Annotated in this window: 17 protein-coding genes and 2 pseudogenes; 11 read left to right on the top strand and 8 right to left on the bottom strand. The window is 65.0% G+C overall.

The genetic code is table 11. The features are described from left to right. Positions 1-5: 5 nt before the first annotated feature. A pseudogene (topA, locus tag AC630_RS16670) lies at positions 6-2757 on the bottom strand (type I DNA topoisomerase). Positions 2758-3079: 322 nt separating this feature from the next. On the opposite strand from topA, the gene AC630_RS47025 reads away from it, so the two are divergent. After that, complete coding sequence (locus AC630_RS47025; protein ID WP_245330421.1) at positions 3080-3223, top strand: hypothetical protein; 144 nt, start codon at positions 3080-3082, stop codon at positions 3221-3223. A 174-nt stretch (positions 3224-3397) separates the two neighbouring features. Here AC630_RS47025 and AC630_RS16680 read toward each other — a convergent pair whose 3' ends face one another. Further along, positions 3398-3865: a winged helix-turn-helix transcriptional regulator gene (locus tag AC630_RS16680; RefSeq protein WP_074119594.1), complete on the bottom strand. Its 468-nt coding sequence runs from the start codon at positions 3863-3865 to the stop codon at positions 3398-3400. A 121-nt stretch (positions 3866-3986) separates the two neighbouring features. On the opposite strand from AC630_RS16680, the pseudogene AC630_RS16685 reads away from it, so the two are divergent. Together AC630_RS16685 and AC630_RS16690 are read left to right on the top strand one after the other, a co-directional pair. After that, a pseudogene (locus AC630_RS16685) lies at positions 3987-4761 on the top strand (glucose 1-dehydrogenase). Positions 4762-4939: 178 nt separating this feature from the next. Further along, a complete protein-coding gene (locus tag AC630_RS16690; protein ID WP_074119623.1) occupies positions 4940-5122 on the top strand; it encodes a hypothetical protein in 183 nt (60 codons plus the stop codon). 58 nt (positions 5123-5180) lie between these two features. Here the strand turns inward: AC630_RS16690 and AC630_RS16695 are convergent, their stop codons facing one another. Further along, complete coding sequence (locus AC630_RS16695) at positions 5181-5789, bottom strand: FMN-dependent NADH-azoreductase (RefSeq protein ID WP_074119595.1); 609 nt, start codon at positions 5787-5789, stop codon at positions 5181-5183. An 83-nt stretch (positions 5790-5872) separates the two neighbouring features. Between AC630_RS16695 and AC630_RS16700 the strand changes: the two genes are divergently transcribed. After that, complete coding sequence (locus tag AC630_RS16700) at positions 5873-6283, top strand: winged helix-turn-helix transcriptional regulator (protein ID WP_074119596.1); 411 nt, start codon at positions 5873-5875, stop codon at positions 6281-6283. A gap of 87 nt (positions 6284-6370) precedes the next feature. On the opposite strand, the gene dprA is transcribed toward AC630_RS16700, so the two are convergent. Continuing rightward, entirely contained in the window at positions 6371-7513 is a 1143-nt protein-coding gene (dprA, locus tag AC630_RS16705; RefSeq protein WP_074119597.1) for a DNA-processing protein DprA, read from the bottom strand. A 94-nt stretch (positions 7514-7607) separates the two neighbouring features. Here dprA and AC630_RS16710 point away from each other — a divergent pair, with 94 nt between their 5' ends. Continuing rightward, positions 7608-7889: a DUF6959 family protein gene (locus AC630_RS16710; RefSeq protein WP_074119598.1), complete on the top strand. Its 282-nt coding sequence runs from the start codon at positions 7608-7610 to the stop codon at positions 7887-7889. Between the two features lie 8 nt (positions 7890-7897). After that, positions 7898-9142: an amidase gene (locus AC630_RS16715; RefSeq protein ID WP_074119599.1), complete on the top strand. Its 1245-nt coding sequence runs from the start codon at positions 7898-7900 to the stop codon at positions 9140-9142. Here AC630_RS16715 and AC630_RS16720 read toward each other — a convergent pair. From AC630_RS16720 to AC630_RS16735, 4 genes are all read right to left on the bottom strand, one after another. Next, positions 9134-10348, bottom strand: coding sequence for a patatin-like phospholipase family protein (locus tag AC630_RS16720; protein WP_074119600.1), 1215 nt, complete (start codon positions 10346-10348; stop codon positions 9134-9136). The two genes, AC630_RS16715 and AC630_RS16720, sit on opposite strands and share 9 nt — an antisense overlap. Positions 10349-10496: 148 nt before the next feature. Then, complete coding sequence (gene plsY / locus AC630_RS16725; RefSeq protein WP_074119601.1) at positions 10497-11093, bottom strand: glycerol-3-phosphate 1-O-acyltransferase PlsY; 597 nt, start codon at positions 11091-11093, stop codon at positions 10497-10499. A gap of 62 nt (positions 11094-11155) precedes the next feature. Beyond that, positions 11156-12463 carry a dihydroorotase gene (locus tag AC630_RS16730; protein WP_143198088.1) on the bottom strand — a complete coding sequence of 436 codons (1308 nt, stop codon included), beginning with the start codon at positions 12461-12463 and terminating at the stop codon, positions 11156-11158. Then, the gene (locus AC630_RS16735; RefSeq protein WP_502691515.1) at positions 12463-13587 is read right to left on the bottom strand and encodes an aspartate carbamoyltransferase catalytic subunit; all 1125 of its coding nucleotides are present in this window, start codon (positions 13585-13587) and stop codon (positions 12463-12465) included. The genes AC630_RS16730 and AC630_RS16735 overlap by 1 nt, the downstream gene beginning before the upstream one ends. Positions 13588-13607: 20 nt before the next feature. Between AC630_RS16735 and AC630_RS16740 the strand changes: the two genes are divergently transcribed. From AC630_RS16740 to AC630_RS42905, 5 genes are all read left to right on the top strand, one after another. Then, entirely contained in the window at positions 13608-14357 is a 750-nt protein-coding gene (locus AC630_RS16740) for a M15 family metallopeptidase (protein ID WP_074119603.1), read from the top strand. A gap of 20 nt (positions 14358-14377) precedes the next feature. Further along, on the top strand, positions 14378-16021 hold the full coding sequence (locus AC630_RS16745) for an acyl-CoA dehydrogenase family protein (protein ID WP_074119604.1): 1644 nt from the start codon (positions 14378-14380) through the stop codon (positions 16019-16021). A 141-nt stretch (positions 16022-16162) separates the two neighbouring features. Continuing rightward, on the top strand, positions 16163-16933 hold the full coding sequence (locus tag AC630_RS16750; RefSeq protein ID WP_074119605.1) for a CPBP family intramembrane glutamic endopeptidase: 771 nt from the start codon (positions 16163-16165) through the stop codon (positions 16931-16933). A 150-nt stretch (positions 16934-17083) separates the two neighbouring features. After that, on the top strand, positions 17084-17500 hold the full coding sequence (locus AC630_RS42900; RefSeq protein ID WP_083636296.1) for a hypothetical protein: 417 nt from the start codon (positions 17084-17086) through the stop codon (positions 17498-17500). A gap of 37 nt (positions 17501-17537) precedes the next feature. Further along, on the top strand, positions 17538-17840 hold the full coding sequence (locus tag AC630_RS42905; RefSeq protein WP_502691517.1) for a CPBP family intramembrane glutamic endopeptidase: 303 nt from the start codon (positions 17538-17540) through the stop codon (positions 17838-17840).

The raw sequence follows: 17840 nt of genomic DNA on the forward strand, positions 1-17840 counted from the left end.
AACCTCTAATTCTTGCCGGCACTCTTCTTGGCCGGAGCCTTGGTGGCGGGCGCCTTGGTGGGCGACGTCTTGGCCGTCGACGCCACGCCTGCGCGCGCCTTGCTGGTTGATTCAGTTTTGGATTTGGCCGCGGCTTTCTTCGCGGCCGGTTTCTTAGGTTTCGACGCGGCGTCGTCGCCATCGGCAGCCTTCTTGGCCTTGGTCGGCTTCTTGGCCGGCTTGGCTGCCTTCTTCGCCTTGGTCTTGCCGCCACCCTTGGCCGCGCGCTCGTCGATCAGTGCGATCGCCTGCGGCAGCGTGACGGTGTCCTTCTCGAACTCGGCAGGGATCGTCGCGTTGACGCCGCCTGCCGTGACATAGGCGCCGTAGCGTCCGCTCTTCACGGTGACGGTGCCGAGCGTCGGGTGGTCGCCGAGCGCCTTGCCGGGATCGGCGCCGAAGCGGCGGCTCGGGCCCTTGGCGACCTTCTCGGCGATCAGCGTCACCGCGCGATTGAGGCCGATGTCGAAGACCTCGTCGCCCGCTTCCAGGCTCGCATAGGTCTTCTCGTGCTTCACGAACGGTCCGAAGCGGCCGAGGCCCGCCGTGATCGGCTGACCGGTTTCCGGATGCTTGCCGATCTCGCGCGGCAGCGACAACAGCTTCAGCGCGAGCTCGAGATCGACATCGCCGGGCGAGGTGCCCTTGGGAATGCCTGCGCGCTTCGGCTTCTCGCCTTCCGCATAATCCTTGGGCTCGCCGAGCTGGATATAGGGCCCGAAGCGGCCGGCCTTGACCCAGACCTCGAAGCCGGTGTCGGGATCCTGACCGAGCGAACGGTCGGCGCTGGCTTCGCCATCGGCGGCGAGCTGACGGGTATAGCGGCACTCCGGATAGTTGGAACAGCCGACGAAGGCGCCGAACTTGCCGGCCTTCAGGTTGAGCCGGCCGTTGCCGCAGCTCGGGCACTGCCTGACGTCGCCACCATCGGCGCGGGGCGGATAGATGTGCGGCCCCAGCATCTCGTCGAGCACGTCGAGCACCTGCGCCACACGCAGATCCTTGATGTCGTCGACGGCGCCGATGAAGTCGCGCCAAAAGTCCTTCAGCACCTGCTGCCAGGAGATCTCGTTGTTAGAGATGCGGTCGAGCTGCTCCTCCAGGCCGGCGGTGAAGTCGTATTCGACGTAGCGGCTGAAGAAGCTTTCCAGGAACGCGACCACGACGCGGCCCTTGTCCTCGCCATGCAGGCGCTTCTTCTCGAGCTTGACGTAACCGCGGTCCTTCAGGACCTGGAGGATCGAGGCATAGGTCGAGGGCCGGCCGATGCCGAGCTCTTCCATGCGCTTGACCAGCGAGGCTTCGGAGAAACGCGGCGGCGGCTCGGTGAAGTGCTGGGTGACGGCGAGCGATTGCCGCTTCAAGGCTTCGCCCGCGCTCATGCCGGGCAGGCGGCGGGAATCCTCGTCTTCCTCGTCGTCGCGACCTTCCTGGTAGAGCGCGAGGAAGCCGTCGAACTTGACGACCTGACCGGTCGCGCGCAGCTCCAGCGTGCGGCCGCCGGCTTTCGCGGTGATGTCGACGGTGGTGCGCTCGAGCTCGGCGGCTTCCATCTGGCTCGCGATGGTGCGCTTCCAGATCAGCTCGTAAAGCCTGGCCTGATCGGCATCGAGCTTGCGGCTCATGCTGTCAGGACGGCGGGACATGTCGGTCGGGCGGATCGCCTCGTGGGCTTCCTGCGCGTTCTTGGCCTTGGCCTGGTACTGGCGCGGGGCGCCCGGCACGTAGGCGTTGCCGTAGTCCTCGCCGATCACCTTGCGTGCCTGGGTGATCGCCTCGGGGGGCGATCTGGACGCCGTCGGTACGCATATAAGTAATGAGTCCGGTGGTCTCGCCGCCGATGTCGATGCCTTCATAAAGGCGCTGCGCGATCCGCATCGTGTGCGCCGGCGCAAAACCGTATTTGCGGCTGGCTTCCTGCTGCAGCGTCGAGGTGGTGAAGGGCGCCTGCGGATTGCGCCGGGCCGGCTTCGCGTCGACCGAGGTCACGGCGTAGGCGGCAGCTTCCAGCGCCTTCTTGAAGTCTTCGGCTTCCGCGCCGTTGCCGATGTCGAGGCGCTGGATCTTCTTGCCGTCGGCGCCGACGAGACGCGCCTCGAAGGCATCGCCACGTGGCGTCAGCAGGGTCGCGATTAGCGACCAGTATTCACGCGGCACGAACTTCTCGATTTCGAGCTCGCGGTCGCAGACGAGCCGCAGCGCCACCGACTGCACGCGACCCGCCGAGCGGGCGCCCGGCAGCTTGCGCCACAGCACGGGGGAAAGGGTGAAGCCGACCAGATAGTCCAGCGCGCGGCGCGCCATATAGGCGTCGACCAGCGCGCCGTCGATCTGGCGCGGATTCTTCATCGCGTCCGAGACGGCCTGCTTGGTGATGGCGTTGAACACCACGCGCTCGATCTTCTGGTCCTTCAGCGCGCGCTTCTCTTTAAGTACCTCCAGCACGTGCCAGGAGATGGCCTCGCCCTCGCGATCAGGGTCGGTGGCGAGAATCAGGCGGTCAGCACCCTTCAGGGACTTGGCAATGTCATTGAGCCGGCCGGCCGCCTTGGGGTCGACCTCCCAGATCATCTTGAAATTTGCGTCGGGATCGACGGAACCGTTCTTCGCGGGCAAGTCGCGGACATGGCCGAACGAGGCCAGAACCTCGTAGGACGAGCCCAAATACTTGTTGATCGTCTTGGCTTTCGCCGGCGACTCCACAATGACGATATTCATGTAGTTCCAGTAACTTACGGGAAAATCCTGGGCCGATTTCGAAGGGATTCGGGTCGGCCGTTTCGATCCGAACATGGGTGGTGAGGCCGTCGCTGTCAAATCGAGGGGTGTTGAAAGCCCTCCCGATGGGAAAAGTTTCATATCGAGAAAGTTGTAGAATACCACCTTGGAGTTGCGATCCCTGTCGGCGTAAAGTTTCTCCGGGGAATGGATTCGGGTGGGTCTGGTGACAAAGCCGGGAAGGAAGCGCGCGCGCGCCGCGTCAGGCGTGCAGGCACGTTTGCGCAGTGAGGAACCAGGGGAGGGCGGCGCGGATGAGGCAGTGGCCTTCATCGCCGAGCAGGTGGCGGCATTGCGCAAGCTCGCCGAGCGCCACAAGCTCGATGTGCTGCATCATCTCCTGGGCATGACCAAGTTAGAGGCCGACGAGCACTTGAGGCTGCGGAGCAAGCGCAAGCTGTCGTGAGGGGGGGCGGAGACGGGGAGCCCTCTCTATCGTCGTCATTGCGAGCGCAGCGAAGCAATCCAGAGTCTTTCCGCGGCGGGATTCTGGATTGCTTCGTCGCGGAGCCTGTCATCGGGCCGCGCTTCGCGCGGACCCGTTGGCTCGCAATGACGGTGTCGTGACAGTTTGGCGCCATCAAGCCGACCGTCGCCGCCGCGCCGGCTGCGGCTTCAACGTGGTCTCCGCGGGGGTGAGCAGGCGACCGTCCTCCGCGCGCAGCTCGAGCTTCTTCACCGGGCGGCCCTTGTCGCGATCGACAAGGATGGTCGCGATCTCTTCGGGGCGATCGTCGAACTCCTCGCTCCATTGCCGGAGCGCCACCAGGACCGGGAAGACGCCGCGGCCCTTCGGCGTCAGCACGTACTCTTGATAAGCGCTGCCGTCGGAGGCGGGGGCCGTGGTCAAAATGCCGTGGTCGACCAGCGCGCGCAGCCGCACGGACAGAATGTTCTTCGCCATCCCGAGCTTGCTCTGAAATTCGCCGAAGCGGCGCACGCCGAACAGCGCCTCGCGGATGATCAGGAGCGACCACCAATCGCCGATCGCCTCCAGCGAGCGCGCGATCGGGCAGGCATCGCCCTCAAAACTCGTTCGTTTCACCATCGTCTTCGTCCCACAGCATTCGCCAGGTTTCGGCGTCGATCACGCGCTTGTGTGGTTGCATCATAAAACTATCTGCCCTAGATGGCAATTTAGTTTTATGATGCAACCACTGGAGGCGAGCGTGAGACTGAAGAACAAGACGGCCCTGATCACCGGCGGCAACAGCGGCATTGGGCTGGCGACGGCAAAATTGTTCGTGGCCGAGGGCGCCAGGGTGATCATCACCGGGCGCAACAAGGAGACGCTGGAGGCCGCAGCGAAGGAACTTGGACCGAACGCGCTGGCGGTGGCAGCGGATGCGACCGACGTCGTCGCGACGGAAGCTGCGATCAAGAAGGGGGCTGAAAAGTTCGGCAAGCTGGACATCGTGTTCGCCAATGCCGGCATTCCCGGCAGCACGCCGCTCGGCTCGGCGACGCTGGATGTCTTCGAGAAGGTCATCGGCACCAATCTGACCGGCGTGTTCTTCACCGTTCAGTCGGCGCTGCCTTATCTCAACGACAACGCCTCGATCATCCTCAACGGCTCGGTGATCTCGGTGCTCGGCATCCCCGGCTATTCGGCCTACGGCGCCGCGAAGGCCGGCGTGCGGGCGATGGCGCGGATCATGGCATCGGAGCTGTCGCCGCGCGGCATCCGCGTGAACGTGGTCGCGCCCGGTGCGATCCGCACGCCGATCTGGGGCGCCGCGATCGCAACCCCCCGAGGCCGAGAAGGCATTCGAGAAGCGGATTGCGCTGTCGACGCCGCTCGGACGTATTGGTGAACCGGATCACATCTCGAAGACCGTGCTGTTCCTCGCCTCCGATGATTCCGCGCACATTCAGGGCCAGGAGATCTTCGTCGACGGCGGCGCAGTTGCGTCTCCGAGCGGCGCGCCGATCTATCGCGGCTGATCAAGTGAAGTGAGAATTTGAACCGGACCTCGCAGCGGCAAGCGGTTGCGCCGTCCGGTTCCTACGTCTTGCGAGCTGTATTTTCTGAACGTTGCGTGACGCGTTGAACCTTCGCGTGAGCTGCAAAGACATTTCTACGGGCAGGGGGTCAAAAGACTCATTTTTAATGGAGTCCATTATGCCGAAAGCAGCCCGCATTTTTTCGCCGATTTCATCACCGCGTATTTACACCGAACGTTCCGCCATTCCCGCCAAGCGCTCTGACATGTCCGAGTTCATCGGGGTGGCTCTTTTCTCCGGCATCGGCCTGTTCATCTCGCTGGTGGCCGTGATCCTGGGCGTTCAGGGCGCCTGGTTTTAGCTCGGCCGATCTTTCAGCCGCCGCCGGAATCCGGCAGCGGCTGTTGTCCGCGTGAGCTCTACGCTGCACGCAAGCTGGTGGCGGCCTGAAGTGCGCCCGCCAGCGCTTTCTCGCGATGCTCAGGGCCAACCTGGATGCCGTCAGCGGTGATGAATTCGGGACTCGTGATGCCCATGAAAGCGAACACCCCACGCAGGTAGGTTTCGAGGTGCTCCATTGACGCGGCCGGCGTGTCCGCGCCGTAATAGCCGCCGCGCGAGATCGCCACGATCACGCGCTTGTTGCCGGCAAGCCCCTGCGGGCCGTTCGCGCCGTATTGAAACGTCTTCCCCGGCACGATGATGCGGTCGATCCAGGCCTTGAGCTGGCTGGGGATGGTGAAGTTGTACATGGGCGCGCCGATCACGACGACGTCGGCATCGAGGAACTCGTTCAGCACCGCCGCGCTCGCGGCAAGGTCGGGGCCGAGTTCCGCCGGTGCGGGCGCGCCCTGGGCGGCCGCGAGGTGCGAGCCGGAGAGATGGGCGAGCGGGGTCTGGGTCAGGTCGCGATAGGCGATGTCGAGCGACGGCGTCGCCTGCCGCAGCCGGTCGACGATTGCGGCGGAAACCTGCCGGCTGACGGAGTGGGGGCCGAGCACGCTGGAGTCGATATGGAGGAGTTTCATTGGGGTCATCCGTGGTATAGATTTGTAACCCGCACTACATGAGTGACTACCAAAATCCCCGCAAGAACGCACTTTTTTGAGCCATGGGCACATTATTGAAACCGAAACACACCGATTTGCCTGCACCGCGAATGCCTGACCCTGATCATGCCGACTGCCGCGGCGTGGCCTCCGTGCTGTCCCGCGTCGGCGACAAATGGAGCGTGTTCGTCATCATGATGCTGAGCGACGGCCCCAAGCGCTTCAACGAGCTGAAGCGCATGATCAACGGCATCTCGCAGCGGATGCTGACGCTGACGCTGCGCGGGCTGGAGCGCGACGGCCTCGTCACGCGCACGATCTTTCCGACCATTCCGCCGCGGGTGGATTACGAGCTGACCGATCTCGGCCGCGGACTGCAGGAGCCGGTGAAGGCGCTCGGGGAGTGGGCGATCGAACACCTAGAGCAGATCGCCGCGGCGCGCACACGCTTCGATGGGCGCAACGAGACCTGAAGCGGAATGAGTTTTACTTGAACCGATGCGAGCCCCGGGCACCTCTCCCCGCTGGGGAGAGGTGCCCGCCCGGACAGCCGATCGAACCTAAAGCAGCGACACCAATCCGCCGCCGTGGCGTTCGAGCCGGCCGGCAAGCTCGAGCTCCAGCAGCACCGTGCGCACGATCGCGGGCGAGGCGCCGGACATCCGCACGAGATCGTCGATCGAGATCGGGGCAGGGCCGAGCAGGCCGCTGATCTGGTCGCGGTCGTGCGCTTGCGGATCGCTCTCGAATGGTTCGCTGTCGGGCTCGCCTACCGGATGCATCAGCGGCCGCTCCATGATCGGCTGGACCGCGTTGATGATGTCGGCGGCTTCGGTGACCAGCGTCGCGCCCTGCTTGATCAGATCGTTGGTGCCGGCAGCGCGCGGATCGAGCGGCGAGCCGGGGACCGCGAACACCTCGCGGCCCTGTTCGGCCGCCATGCGCGCGGTGATCAGCGAGCCCGAGCGGTGCGCCGCCTCCACCACGACGACGCCGAGCGAGGCGCCCGAGATCAGCCGGTTGCGGCGGGGGAAGTCGCGGGCGCGCGGCTCATGGCCGAGCGGCATCTCGGAGATCGCAGCACCCTCGTGATCGAGGATCGATGCGAGCAAATCGCCATGCTCGGGTGGATAGATGCAATCATGGCCGCCAGCGAGCACCGCGACCGTGCCGCTCTCGACGCTCGCGCGGTGCGCGGCCTGGTCGATGCCGCGCGCCAGCCCCGAGATGACGATGAAGCCGGCCTCGCCGAGCTCGCGCGCGAGCTGACCGGCGAATTTCAGCCCGGCGCCGGAGGCATTGCGCGAGCCGACGATCGCGATCATTGGACGCATCAGCGTCGCGTTGTCACCGCGTATCGCGAGCAGCGGCGGCGCATCGTCGAGCGTCGCAAGCCGTGCCGGATAGCCATCCTCTCCGGGCGCGATCCAGGCGATGCCGAATTTGCGGCTCGCGGCGAGTTCGGCCTTTGCCTCATCCACGCTGCAGATGCGCCCCGACCGCGTCGCGCCGCCGCGGCGCGCCAGATCGGGCAGGCGCTCCAGCGCGGCGCGTGCGCTGCCGAAATGATCGACCAGCGAACGGAAAGTGCGCGGCCCGACATTGTCGGAGCGGATCAGCCGCAGGCGGTCGATCCTCTCAGCCTCGGTCAGCTCTATGCTCGGATAGATGGCGTCCACGGGGTCTCCTTGTGGGGATAGCATGGAACAACCTGAGAGCGTAGGGAAGGGGTGGACCCGGCTGCGAGAGCCTAATAAATGGATAGTGGCCAAGCGGATTAGTTTCTGAGGAATTGAAATGCGTGTCGCACCGGTCGAGATTTTCGCAGACACGACAAACGCGGCAGTGATGCGTCATCCGGGACGGCGTTTCCCCGGCGTGCTGATTCAGGGCGACACTCTCCACTCGCTGTGCTGCCTGGCGGACGATGCCTGTGCGGCCATCGATCGTTCGTCAGAAGAGTACGAACCCGCCAACCAGCTCAGAAACCAGCTTTGGTCGTATCTCAATCACTACAAAGCCATTCTGGATGAGCACAGCCTGCCTATGCCATTCAACGAACGTGGCACGTTCACGTAGGGACTCCCATGATCTCACTCGCCGACCTCCAGCGCCGCATCGAAGCGGGCGAGCTTTCGCCCGATGCCGCCATCGCCCAGTCGCATGTGGCGATCGAGGCCCGGGAGAAGGACGTCCGCGCCTTCGTCCGCCATGACAAGTCCGCGAAGGCGCAGGCCTCCGGCCCGCTGCGGGGCATCGCGGTCGGCATCAAGGACATCATCGACACCGCCGATTTCCCGACCGAGATGGGCTCGGAGATCTATCGCGGCTGGCAGCCGCGGAGCGATGCGCCTGTCGTGATGATGCTGAAGCGGGCGGGGGCCACCATCATCGGCAAGACCACGACGACGGCGTTCGCCTCGCGCGATCCAACCCCGACGCTCAATCCGCACAATACTGGCCATTCGCCGGGCGGCTCGTCCTCGGGTTCGGCGGCGGCCGTCGGCGCCGGCATGATCCCGCTGGCGCTGGGCACCCAGACCGGCGGCTCGGTGATCCGGCCTGCGGCCTATTGCGGGGCCGCCGCGATCAAGCCGTCGTTCCGGATGCTGCCGACGGTCGGCGTGAAATGCTATTCGTGGGCGCTCGACACCGTCGGCTTGTTCGGATCGCGTGCGGAAGATCTCGCGCGTGGACTGCTGGCGATGACCGGCCGGACCGAGTTCTCCGGCATCGTTGCGGCCAAATCTCCGCGCATCGGTGTGGTCAGGCAGGAATTTGCTGATACCGTGGAGCCGGCGGCCGAGGAGGGCTTGCAGGCTGCGATCAAAGCCGCCGAGCGTGCCGGCGCCAGCGTGCAGACCATCGATCTGCCCGAGGCGGTACGGGAGGCTTGGCGCATCCACCCGATCATCCAGGATTTCGAGGCGCATCGCGCGCTCGCCTGGGAGTTTTCGGAGCGTCACGACGAGATCGCGCCAATGCTGCGCGCCAGCCTCGATGCGACCGTCGGCCTGACGCCGAAGGAATATGACGAGGCGCGGCGGATCAGCCGCCGCGGCCGCCGCGAGCTCGGTGAAGTGTTCGAGGGCGTCGATGTGCTGCTCACCTATTCGGCGCCGGGCACCGCGCCGGCCAAGGAGCTCGCGACGACCGGCTCCCCCCGCTACAACCGGCTCTGGACGCTGATGGGCAACCCTTGCGTCAACGTGCCGGTGCTGAAGGTCGGCGGTCTTCCGATCGGCGTTCAGGTGATCGCGCGCTTCGGCAATGACGCGCATGCGCTTGCGGCAGCGTGGTTCCTTGAGGACGCGCTGGCGAAATCAGGCTAGCGCGGGTTCGGCGGAAACAGCGCGCAGACCGGATGCGGGCGATGCTGCAGCCCTAGTCGCGCCTTGCCCAAGCCAGTGCTCGGCGGCCTCGCGGCCGCTCCGATGCAGCAGCCGAATGAAGCCGCGGCCGAGATCGGTCGATGAGCGCTGCGCCAGGCCGTCGACGAAGTCCTCTGCTGCGATCTTGAACAGTCGCAGCGAAGGCGCGGAGTGTGACTGAGCCCATTCGATCGCTGCGATCTCAGCCTTGAGGGCGGCGTTGGCCGCGATCTGATCGAGCCTGCGGTCGATCGCGGCGAGCGTGATCGGCACGTAGCTGTCGAGCGCCGGCGTGACCTGGACGAGCAGGACGTCGGAGGTCGTCGTTTCCTGCGCCAGCTTCAGCAGCGGCGGATTGCTGCCAAAGCCGCCGTCCCAATAGGCCTCGCCGTCGATCTCGACGGCGCAGTGAACCAGAGGCGGACAGGTCGAGGCCAGCGCGACGTCAGGGGTAACAGCGTCGTTGCGGAAGATCTGCTGCTGGCCGTCGCGGATCCGCGTCGCCGCGATCAGCAGTTTTGGGCACGCCGCGTCGCGCAAGGCGGCAAAATTGATGTCGCGCGACAACGCCTGCCGCAGCGGGTCGAGATCGAACGGATCGAACTGGCCGGAGCGCAGCGTCGGACCGAATGCGACCGAGCTTCCCGCCGGCGAAAATCCGCCGACCAGCATCAGCGAGCGGAACGAGGCCTCGTGCATCAGCCGGACCCAGAACCGGTTCAGCCGGGCGCGGGCAGCTTCGCGGCCGCCCTCGGCAAGGCCGCAAGCCAGCAGCAGCGCATTGACCGCGCCGGCGCTCGCGCCACTGATGCTGTCGAATGCGATGGATGGCTCTTCGAGCAGCCGCTCCAGCACGCCCCAGGTGAAGGCGGCAAAGGTGCCGCCGCCCTGAAGCGCCAGTGACAGCTTTTGCGGCGGCCATTGCTTTGAGGTCGCCTGATCGGACGCCACGGTCGCGACCGTGGTTGCGACCTCGACAGGCACCGGAGTTTGCGCGACGGGATCGGGCTGCGGCGCGGGCGGCAAAACGGGAGCAGGCTCTGGCGCAGGAAGCGGCGAGGGCGCATCGGACCAGATACTGGTCATCGAGAGCAGCCGGCTTGCCGCGCTGCGGGCTGCACCCCGCGAGCCAACCTCGTTATTCGCGCCGACAATCTTCTCGCTCATTCTGAGCAACCGCGTAACGCCATTTCCGCTGTCAGGATGACAGCCGTAGAACCCGTTCGCCACTCCGGCCGCGAGTCGGCCGCGAGTTGCGAACAGAATTTGGCACATAATGCGGAGGGGGTGCGGCGGTATCTGTACTTTTTCCGGCTCAGGCCTTCTCGCCGATCCGGCCTTCCTTGCCCGATTGCAACCGCTTGATGTTCTCACGATGCATGTAGAACAGCAGCAGCGTCAGCACCGCAAACAGCGAGGCCAGTGCGGGGTGGCCGAACCACCAGAGGAACAGCGGCGTGATGAAAGCTGCCACCAGCGCCGAGAGCGAGGAATAGCGGGTGGTGAAGGCGGTCGCGAGCCAGAGCAGGCAGAACACCACCGCGCCCGGCCAGAACAGGCCGAGCAGGATGCCGATATAGACGGCGACGCCCTTGCCGCCTCTGAACTTCAGCCAGACCGGGAAGAGATGGCCGAGGAAGGCGCCGAGCCCGGCCATCATCGCGGCATTGGGCCCTGCGATGTAGCCGGCGATCACCACCGCCGCCGTGCCCTTGAGCGCGTCGAGCAACAGGGTGGCCGCGGCAAGGCCCTTGCGTCCCGTGCGCAGCACGTTGGTGGCGCCGATATTGCCGGAGCCGATCGAGCGCAGATCCTGCGTGCCGGCGAGCTTGGTGAGAACCAGCCCGAACGGAATCGAGCCGAGGAGGTAGCCGATGACGAGTGCCACCGGCAGGAATGCTTCAAGCCACATGGCCGCATCTCCAATGGCCGCATCTGCATGTCGAACCGAGACGCCACGCATGATCCCGCTCGTCAGACATGCTCGTAGACCGTCCGTCCCCCGACAATGGTGCGCACCACGCGGCCTGTAAAGCGGGCCTCGTCGAACGGGGTGTTCTTGCAGGGCGATTTGAGGTCGGCGGGATCGACCACCCAGGGCGTATCGGGGTCGATCACGATCACGTCGGCCGGGCTGCCAGTACGCAGGGTTCCGCCTGCTAGCCCGAGCAGTTCCGCCGGCCGCGTCGACATCGCCCGGATCAGCGTCTTCAGTTCCATCTCGCCATTATGCACGAGGCGCAGGCCCGCCGGCAGCATGGTCTCGAGCCCTACGGCGCCGGGAGCGGCTTCCGCGAACGGCAGGCGCTTGACCTCGACGTCCTGCGGATTGTGGTCGGACATGATGACGTCGACGAGGCCGGAGGCCACCGCTGCCACCAGCGCGCGGCGGTCGTCCTCGGTCCGCAGCGGCGGCGACAGCTTCAGGAACGAACGGTAGGGACCGATGTCGTTCTCGTTCAGCGCGAGATGGTTGATCGAGACCGAGGCGCTGACGGTGAGCCCGGCGTCGCGGGCGCGCTTGAGGATGTCGAGCGAGTCGATGCAGGACAACGAGGCCGCGTGGTAGCGACCGCCGGTCAGTGCGACGAGGCGCATGTCGCGCTCGAGGATCACCGCTTCGGCGGCGTTCGGAATGCCCATCAGGCCGAGCCGGGTCGCGAACTCGCCTTCGTTCATCACGCCTTCGCCGACGAGATCAGGGTCTTCGGTGTGGTGCACGATCAGCGCGTCGAAATCACGGGCGTAGGTCAGTGCCCGGCGCATCACCTGCGCATCGGTCACGCTGCGGTCGCCGTCGCTGAAGGCGATCGCACCGGCGGCCTTGAGGAGGCCGAATTCGGTCATCTCCTCGCCGCGCATGCCTTTGGTCAACGCCGCCATCGGTTGGATGTTGACAATCGCGGTGTCGCGGGCACGCCGCATCACGAAGTCGACGGTCGCCGAATTGTCGATGACGGGCGAGGTGTCGGGCTGGCAGATGATGGTGGTGATGCCGCCGGTCGCGGCCGCCTGACTTGCGGACGCAAAGGTCTCGCGATGGCTGAAGCCGGGCTCCCCGACAAAGGCGCGCATGTCGACCAGGCCCGGCGCCACGATCTTGCCGGAGCAGTTGACGATGTCGGTCCCCTCGGGGACGCCGGCAGCGCCAATGCCGCGGCGGGTCTCGCGGATGGTGCCATCGGCAATCAGGACGTCGCCGACGCCGTCGAAATCCCGCGAAGGATCGACGACGCGGGCGTTGGCGAGCAGGATCGGTCGGCGGTCAATCAACATCGGCATCACGCGTTCGGCAGGTTGCGGGCGAGCGCTTCCAGCACGGCCATGCGCACGGCGACACCCATCTCCACCTGTTCGCGGATCAGGGATTGCGCGCCGTCGGCCACGGCCGAGTCGATCTCCACGCCGCGGTTCATGGGGCCGGGATGCATCACGAGTGCGTCCGGCTTGGCGTAAGCGAGCTTCTTCTGGTCGAGCCCGAAATAGTTGAAATATTCGGAGGATGACGGCACGAACGAGCCGTTCATGCGCTCGCGCTGGAGCCGCAGCATCATCACGATGTCGGCGCCTTCGAGGCCCTCGCGCATGTCGCGCGCGACCTCGACGCCCATCCGTTCGATGCCCGGCGGCAGCAGTGTGGAGGGACCGACGACGCGGACGCGCGCGCCCATCGTGTTGAGCAGGATGATGTTGGAGCGGGCAACGCGCGAATGCAGCACGTCGCCGCAGATCGCGACCACGAGCCCCTCGATGCGGCCCTTGTTGCGGCGGATGGTCAGCGCGTCGAGCAGGGCCTGCGTCGGATGCTCGTGCGCGCCGTCGCCGGCATTGATCACGGAACCATCAACCTTGCGGGCCAGCAGTTCCACCGCGCCGGAGGCGTGATGGCGCACCACCAGGATGTCCGGATGCATCGCGTTCAGCGTCATCGCGGTGTCGATCAGGGTCTCACCCTTGCGGATCGACGACGAGGACACCGACATGTTCATGACGTCGGCGCCCAGCCGTTTGCCGGCGAGCTCGAACGAGGACTGGGTCCGGGTGGAGGCCTCGAAGAAGAGGTTTACTTGCGTCCGTCCACGCAGGACGGTGCGCTTCTTGTCAACCTGGCGGTTGAGCTCGACATATTCTTCGGACAGGTCGAGGAGGCCGGTGATGTCGGCCGCAGAAAGGCCCTCGATGCCCAGCAAATGCCGGTGGCCGAGGACAAAGGTCGATTTCGATGTCATTAAAAGCAGAGCTATAGGCGTGGATGGCGGGGTGGGCAAGGGCCAAAGGTGAGGAAGTGAGTTATCCCCTGATCTGTCGGCGCGGGCTCTCTCTCCGTCATGCCCGGGCTTGTCCCGGGCATCCACGGACTTTCTCGACGCAACAAGAACGTGGATGGCCGGGACAAGCCCGGCCATGACGATGTGGGGGGCTTCCGTTGAAGACAATTCTAACAGTGCTCTTGGTTACGATATTCGCTGGCAGGGCCCAAGCCCAATTGCTCCCCGGCGGCTTCGTCTATTTGCGCGACATCGATCCCACCATCGTGCAGGACATCCGCTACGCCACCTCCAATAATTTCATCGGCCGTCCGCTGAACGGCTACGGCGCCGGCGAATGCGTGGTGAAGCGGGAGGTGGGGCTGCGGCTGAAAGCAGTTCAGCAGGAACTGGCCGCGCAGAACCTGTCGCTGAAGATGTTCGACTGCTACCGGCCGGCCCGGGCCTCGCTCGACATGGTGAAGTGGTCGCAGAACGGTCGCGAGACGGCCGCCGAGCGGCGCTACAATCCAAGGATTCCCAAGACGGAGCTGTTCCGCCTCGGCTACATCGCGAGCCGTTCGCAGCATTCGACCGGAGCCGCGCTCGACCTCACCCTGGTCGATCTGAAAGCCGACAACTCCGGCAAATATGACCTATCGAAGGCCTATGCCGACTGCACGGCGCCGGTTGAGGCGCGGCCCCCTGAAGGCAGCGTCGACATGGGCACCGGATATGATTGTACTGACGCGAAGGGGCATACCGCAGCACCGTCGATCACGCCGGACCAGCGCGCCTGGCGCAAGCGGCTGGTGGCTGCGATGGCCCGGCAAGGCTTTGTGAACTATTCGAAGGAGTGGTGGCATTTTTCCCTGCCGGGGGCCGGCGGGGCGGCCTATGATTTCCCGATCCAGCCGCGGCGGAACTGATTCCGCGCCGAGGAAACAAGATGACCCAGCCCAGCTTCGCGACCCACGAGGTCTTCAACCAGTCGCCGCCGTTCGAGGACGTCGATCTCTTTGCCGTGGATCGGCCGCTGGTCGAGGCGGTCAGGGCCAATGGCGGCGCAGCGGCGGAACGGGAGCTGTCGGAGTTCGGCAAGCATTGGGGCTCGGCCGCGATGGCCGATCGCGGGCGCGTGGCGAACGAGAACACGCCGAAGCTCCGCACCTTCGATGCAAAGGGAAATCGCCGCGACCAGGTCGAGTTTCATCCGGCCTATCACGAGCTGATGGCGCACAGCGCGCATGCCGGCGTGCACAATTCGACGTGGACGGCGGATGGAAAGCCTGCGGGCGATGCCGCCGAGGTCATTCGCGCGGCAAGATTCTACATCGCCTCGCAGGTCGAGACCGGCCATCTCTGTCCGATCACGATGACGCGCGCTTCCGTTGCTGCGCTGGCGATGCAGCCGGATCTGCTCGGCAAGGTGATGCCGGTGCTGTCAACAAAGAGCTACGATCCCACCTTCGCGCCGTGGTGGGAAAAGTGCGGCATGACGCTCGGCATGGGCATGACCGAGAAGCAGGGCGGCACCGACGTTCGCGCCAACATGACGCGCGCTGTGCGCGACGGGAATGCCTATCGCGTCACCGGCCACAAATGGTTCATGTCGGCGCCGATGTGCGATGCGTTCCTGGTGCTGGCGCAGGCCGGTGCGGGGCTGACCTGTTTCTTCATGCCGCGCTTTGCACCGGATGGATCGGTCAACGCCGTCCAGTTCCAGCGCTTGAAGGACAAGCTCGGCAATCGTTCGAACGCGTCCTCGGAAGTCGAGTTCGTCGGCGCCTACGCGGAAGCCGTCGGCGAGGAGGGCAAGGGCATCCGCACCATCATCCAGATGGTGCAGCTCACGCGGCAGGATTGCGCGATCGCCTCCGTCGGCCTGATGCGCTCGGGGCTTGCGCATGCGCTGCATCATGCGCGTCACCGCAGCGTGTTCCAGAAGCATCTCGCCGATCAGCCCTTGATGCAGGCCGTGCTCTCGGACATGGCGCTGCATGTCGAGGCGAGCACAGCCCTGATGATGCGGCTCTGCCGCGCCTTCGACCGCACGCCGTACGATGCTGCGGAGGCCGCCTATATGCGGCTGCTCACGCCCGCGATCAAATACTGGACCTGCAAGAGTGCCCCTAGCTTTCTCTACGAGGCGATGGAATGCCTCGGCGGCAATGGCTATGTCGAGGACGGAATCCTGGCGCGCCACTACCGGGAGTCGCCGGTCAACGCGATCTGGGAAGGATCGGGCAACGTCATGTGCCTCGACGTGCTACGGGCGCTCGCGCGCGAGCCGGAGGCGGCGATGGCGGTGCTGCAATCGCTTGCGACCGAGACCAAGGGGCTGCCAGGGGCGGGCGAGGCCGTCGCGTTCATCGGCAAGAGCTTCCGCCGCGCGGATGGCGAGCGTGTCGCACGTCTCGCCGTCGAGAAGCTTGCACTGCTCGCCGCTGCCGCCGCGCTCAACGGCGTGTCGCCGCGCAACGCCGAACTGTTCGCCGCCACGCGGCTCGCTGCCAATCACGCCAGCATGTATGGCGCTGTGGAGCTGGAGGGCGGCGAGGTGCGCGCGCTGCTGGAACGGGCGCTGCCGTGAGCGGGGCATGTTGTATCCGTATTGTCATGGCCGGGCTTGACCCGGCCATCCACGTCTTGCAGCGCGGCACGAAGAACGTGGATGCCCGGGACAAGCCCGGGCATGACGAGATAGTTTGGCGTGCCTAACGAAGGCCTCCTGATGGATTCCCTCAATCCCGACCACCCGCCGCTCACCGTGACGCCTGCAGAGCACGCGCCGCGCGTCTGGAAGTTCTGGGGCACGGCGCTGTGGAGCCTCTTCATCTTCGTCGCGATGTTCGTCGGCCAGGTCGGCGCGATCCTCCTGCTGGTGGCGCTTCGCGGGCTCCCGATCGACATGGCCTCGATCCAGCTCGTCGGCCGCGAGCCCCAGGCGCTCGCGCTGTCGGTGATTATGGGCCTGCCGGCGACGCTTGCCGCGGTGTGGCTTGCCATCCGCATCAAGAAGGCCTCCTTCGTCGACTATCTCGCGCTGCATTGGCCATCCTGGAAGCAGCTCCTGTTCGGTGCGGTCGGCCTCATCGTTCTCGTGCTGGCCTGGGAGACGATATCGCGCGGCCTTGGCCGCGAGGCGACGCCGGGCTTCATGACCGATCTGTTGAAGTCGGGCCGCGACACGGGCGCGGCGCTCCTGCTGCTCGTCGCCTTCAGCGTGGCAGCGCCGATGTCGGAAGAAGTCCTTGCGCGCGGCTTCCTCTATCGCGGCTGGTCGGCAAGCTTCCTGCGCGTGCCCGGCGCGATCATCCTGTCGTCACTGGTGTGGACGGTCGTGCATCTGCAGTACGACATGTACTTCCTCGCCGAAGTCTTCACCATCGGCCTGTGGTTCGGCTACATGCGCTATCGCTCTGGCTCGCTCTGGCTCACGATCGTGCTCCACGCGCTGAACAACATGACCGCGGTGGTGCTGACGATGTGGCTGGGCGCATAGCGAAGCGTCTGCCACTCCGAGCTTTCCGCAGGCCCTGTAGGCGTGCCGCCGCTGTGGGGGCCATTTCTTATTGACGCTCGACGATACGCCTAGATACTCTTGGTAGAGGAGAGTGCTTTTATCCCTGAAAAGTTGTTGTGAAAATCCATTATGGTCGATTTCAAAAACGTAGGCGATCCCATCCTCGGCTCGCAGTCTGCTCGGACGTGGGATTTTTGGGAGACAACGCTAGTTGCCTTGATTGCGTACGGCGCTTCCGTTCTGACGGGCTGGATGGTGTTGAACGTCATTCTGGCCGCGAGCGTCGGACCGAAGGCTTTCGCTCCAGGAGAATTCCAGACGTTGGCGTCACAGGGACGCTGGTATGGAGTTTTCCTGATTTCGGGAGCGCCGCCGGCCATCGCAGTGCTTTGGGTTGCGATCCGGATGGCCGGGAGAGAGTTCGGCGAATACCTCGCTCTGAGTTGGCCATCCGGGGGCGAAATCGTCCGGGCTCTCGCCATCACGACGATCTTTATGTCGATTGAGGGGTTTGTGCTGTCGAAGATGAGCACGGGGGGGATATGAATCCGACTCCGCGCTTATCGTAGGAGGTGCCGGCGGATTGCTTGCGTGGCTCATTGGCGGCTGTATCGCCGCACCTCTTATGGAAGAGTTTGTGGTTCGCGGCTTCCTGTTTCGCGGTTGGTCGGAATCTTTTCTCGGACCGGTCGGCGCCATCGTCCTTACGTCGGCTGTATGGGCACTAAATCATACTCAATACGATTGGTTTGGACGCGCAATCATTTTTGCCTTTGGACTTGTTCTTGGGCACCTTCGATGGACCAGCAATTCCACGTGGACCCCTGTGGTGGCTCATTCGGCATGCAATGCAGTCATCTTCTTTACGTTGGGGCGCTACGTCTAG

It is taken from the genome of Bradyrhizobium sp. AS23.2 (assembly GCF_001908185.1).
Taxonomy (GTDB): Bacteria; Pseudomonadota; Alphaproteobacteria; order Rhizobiales; family Xanthobacteraceae; genus Bradyrhizobium.

What these genes read in the sequence shown, in the direction of transcription:
- AC630_RS16680 (WP_074119594.1), bottom strand. Translation starts at nt 3,865, where the DNA reads ATGGTGAAACGAACGAGTTTTGAGGGCGATGCCTGCCCGATCGCGCGC.
- AC630_RS16690 (WP_074119623.1), top strand. Translation starts at nt 4,940, where the DNA reads ATGCCGAAAGCAGCCCGCATTTTTTCGCCGATTTCATCACCGCGTATT.
- AC630_RS16695 (WP_074119595.1), bottom strand. Translation starts at nt 5,789, where the DNA reads ATGAAACTCCTCCATATCGACTCCAGCGTGCTCGGCCCCCACTCCGTC.
- AC630_RS16700 (WP_074119596.1), top strand. Translation starts at nt 5,873, where the DNA reads ATGGGCACATTATTGAAACCGAAACACACCGATTTGCCTGCACCGCGA.
- dprA (WP_074119597.1), bottom strand. Translation starts at nt 7,513, where the DNA reads ATGCTATCCCCACAAGGAGACCCCGTGGACGCCATCTATCCGAGCATA.
- AC630_RS16710 (WP_074119598.1), top strand. Translation starts at nt 7,608, where the DNA reads ATGCGTGTCGCACCGGTCGAGATTTTCGCAGACACGACAAACGCGGCA.
- AC630_RS16715 (WP_074119599.1), top strand. Translation starts at nt 7,898, where the DNA reads ATGATCTCACTCGCCGACCTCCAGCGCCGCATCGAAGCGGGCGAGCTT.
- AC630_RS16720 (WP_074119600.1), bottom strand. Translation starts at nt 10,348, where the DNA reads ATGAGCGAGAAGATTGTCGGCGCGAATAACGAGGTTGGCTCGCGGGGT.
- plsY (WP_074119601.1), bottom strand. Translation starts at nt 11,093, where the DNA reads ATGTGGCTTGAAGCATTCCTGCCGGTGGCACTCGTCATCGGCTACCTC.
- AC630_RS16730 (WP_143198088.1), bottom strand. Translation starts at nt 12,463, where the DNA reads ATGCCGATGTTGATTGACCGCCGACCGATCCTGCTCGCCAACGCCCGC.
- AC630_RS16735 (WP_502691515.1), bottom strand. Translation starts at nt 13,587, where the DNA reads ATGGCCGGGCTTGTCCCGGCCATCCACGTTCTTGTTGCGTCGAGAAAG.
- AC630_RS16745 (WP_074119604.1), top strand. Translation starts at nt 14,378, where the DNA reads ATGACCCAGCCCAGCTTCGCGACCCACGAGGTCTTCAACCAGTCGCCG.
- AC630_RS16750 (WP_074119605.1), top strand. Translation starts at nt 16,163, where the DNA reads ATGGATTCCCTCAATCCCGACCACCCGCCGCTCACCGTGACGCCTGCA.
- AC630_RS42900 (WP_083636296.1), top strand. Translation starts at nt 17,084, where the DNA reads ATGGTCGATTTCAAAAACGTAGGCGATCCCATCCTCGGCTCGCAGTCT.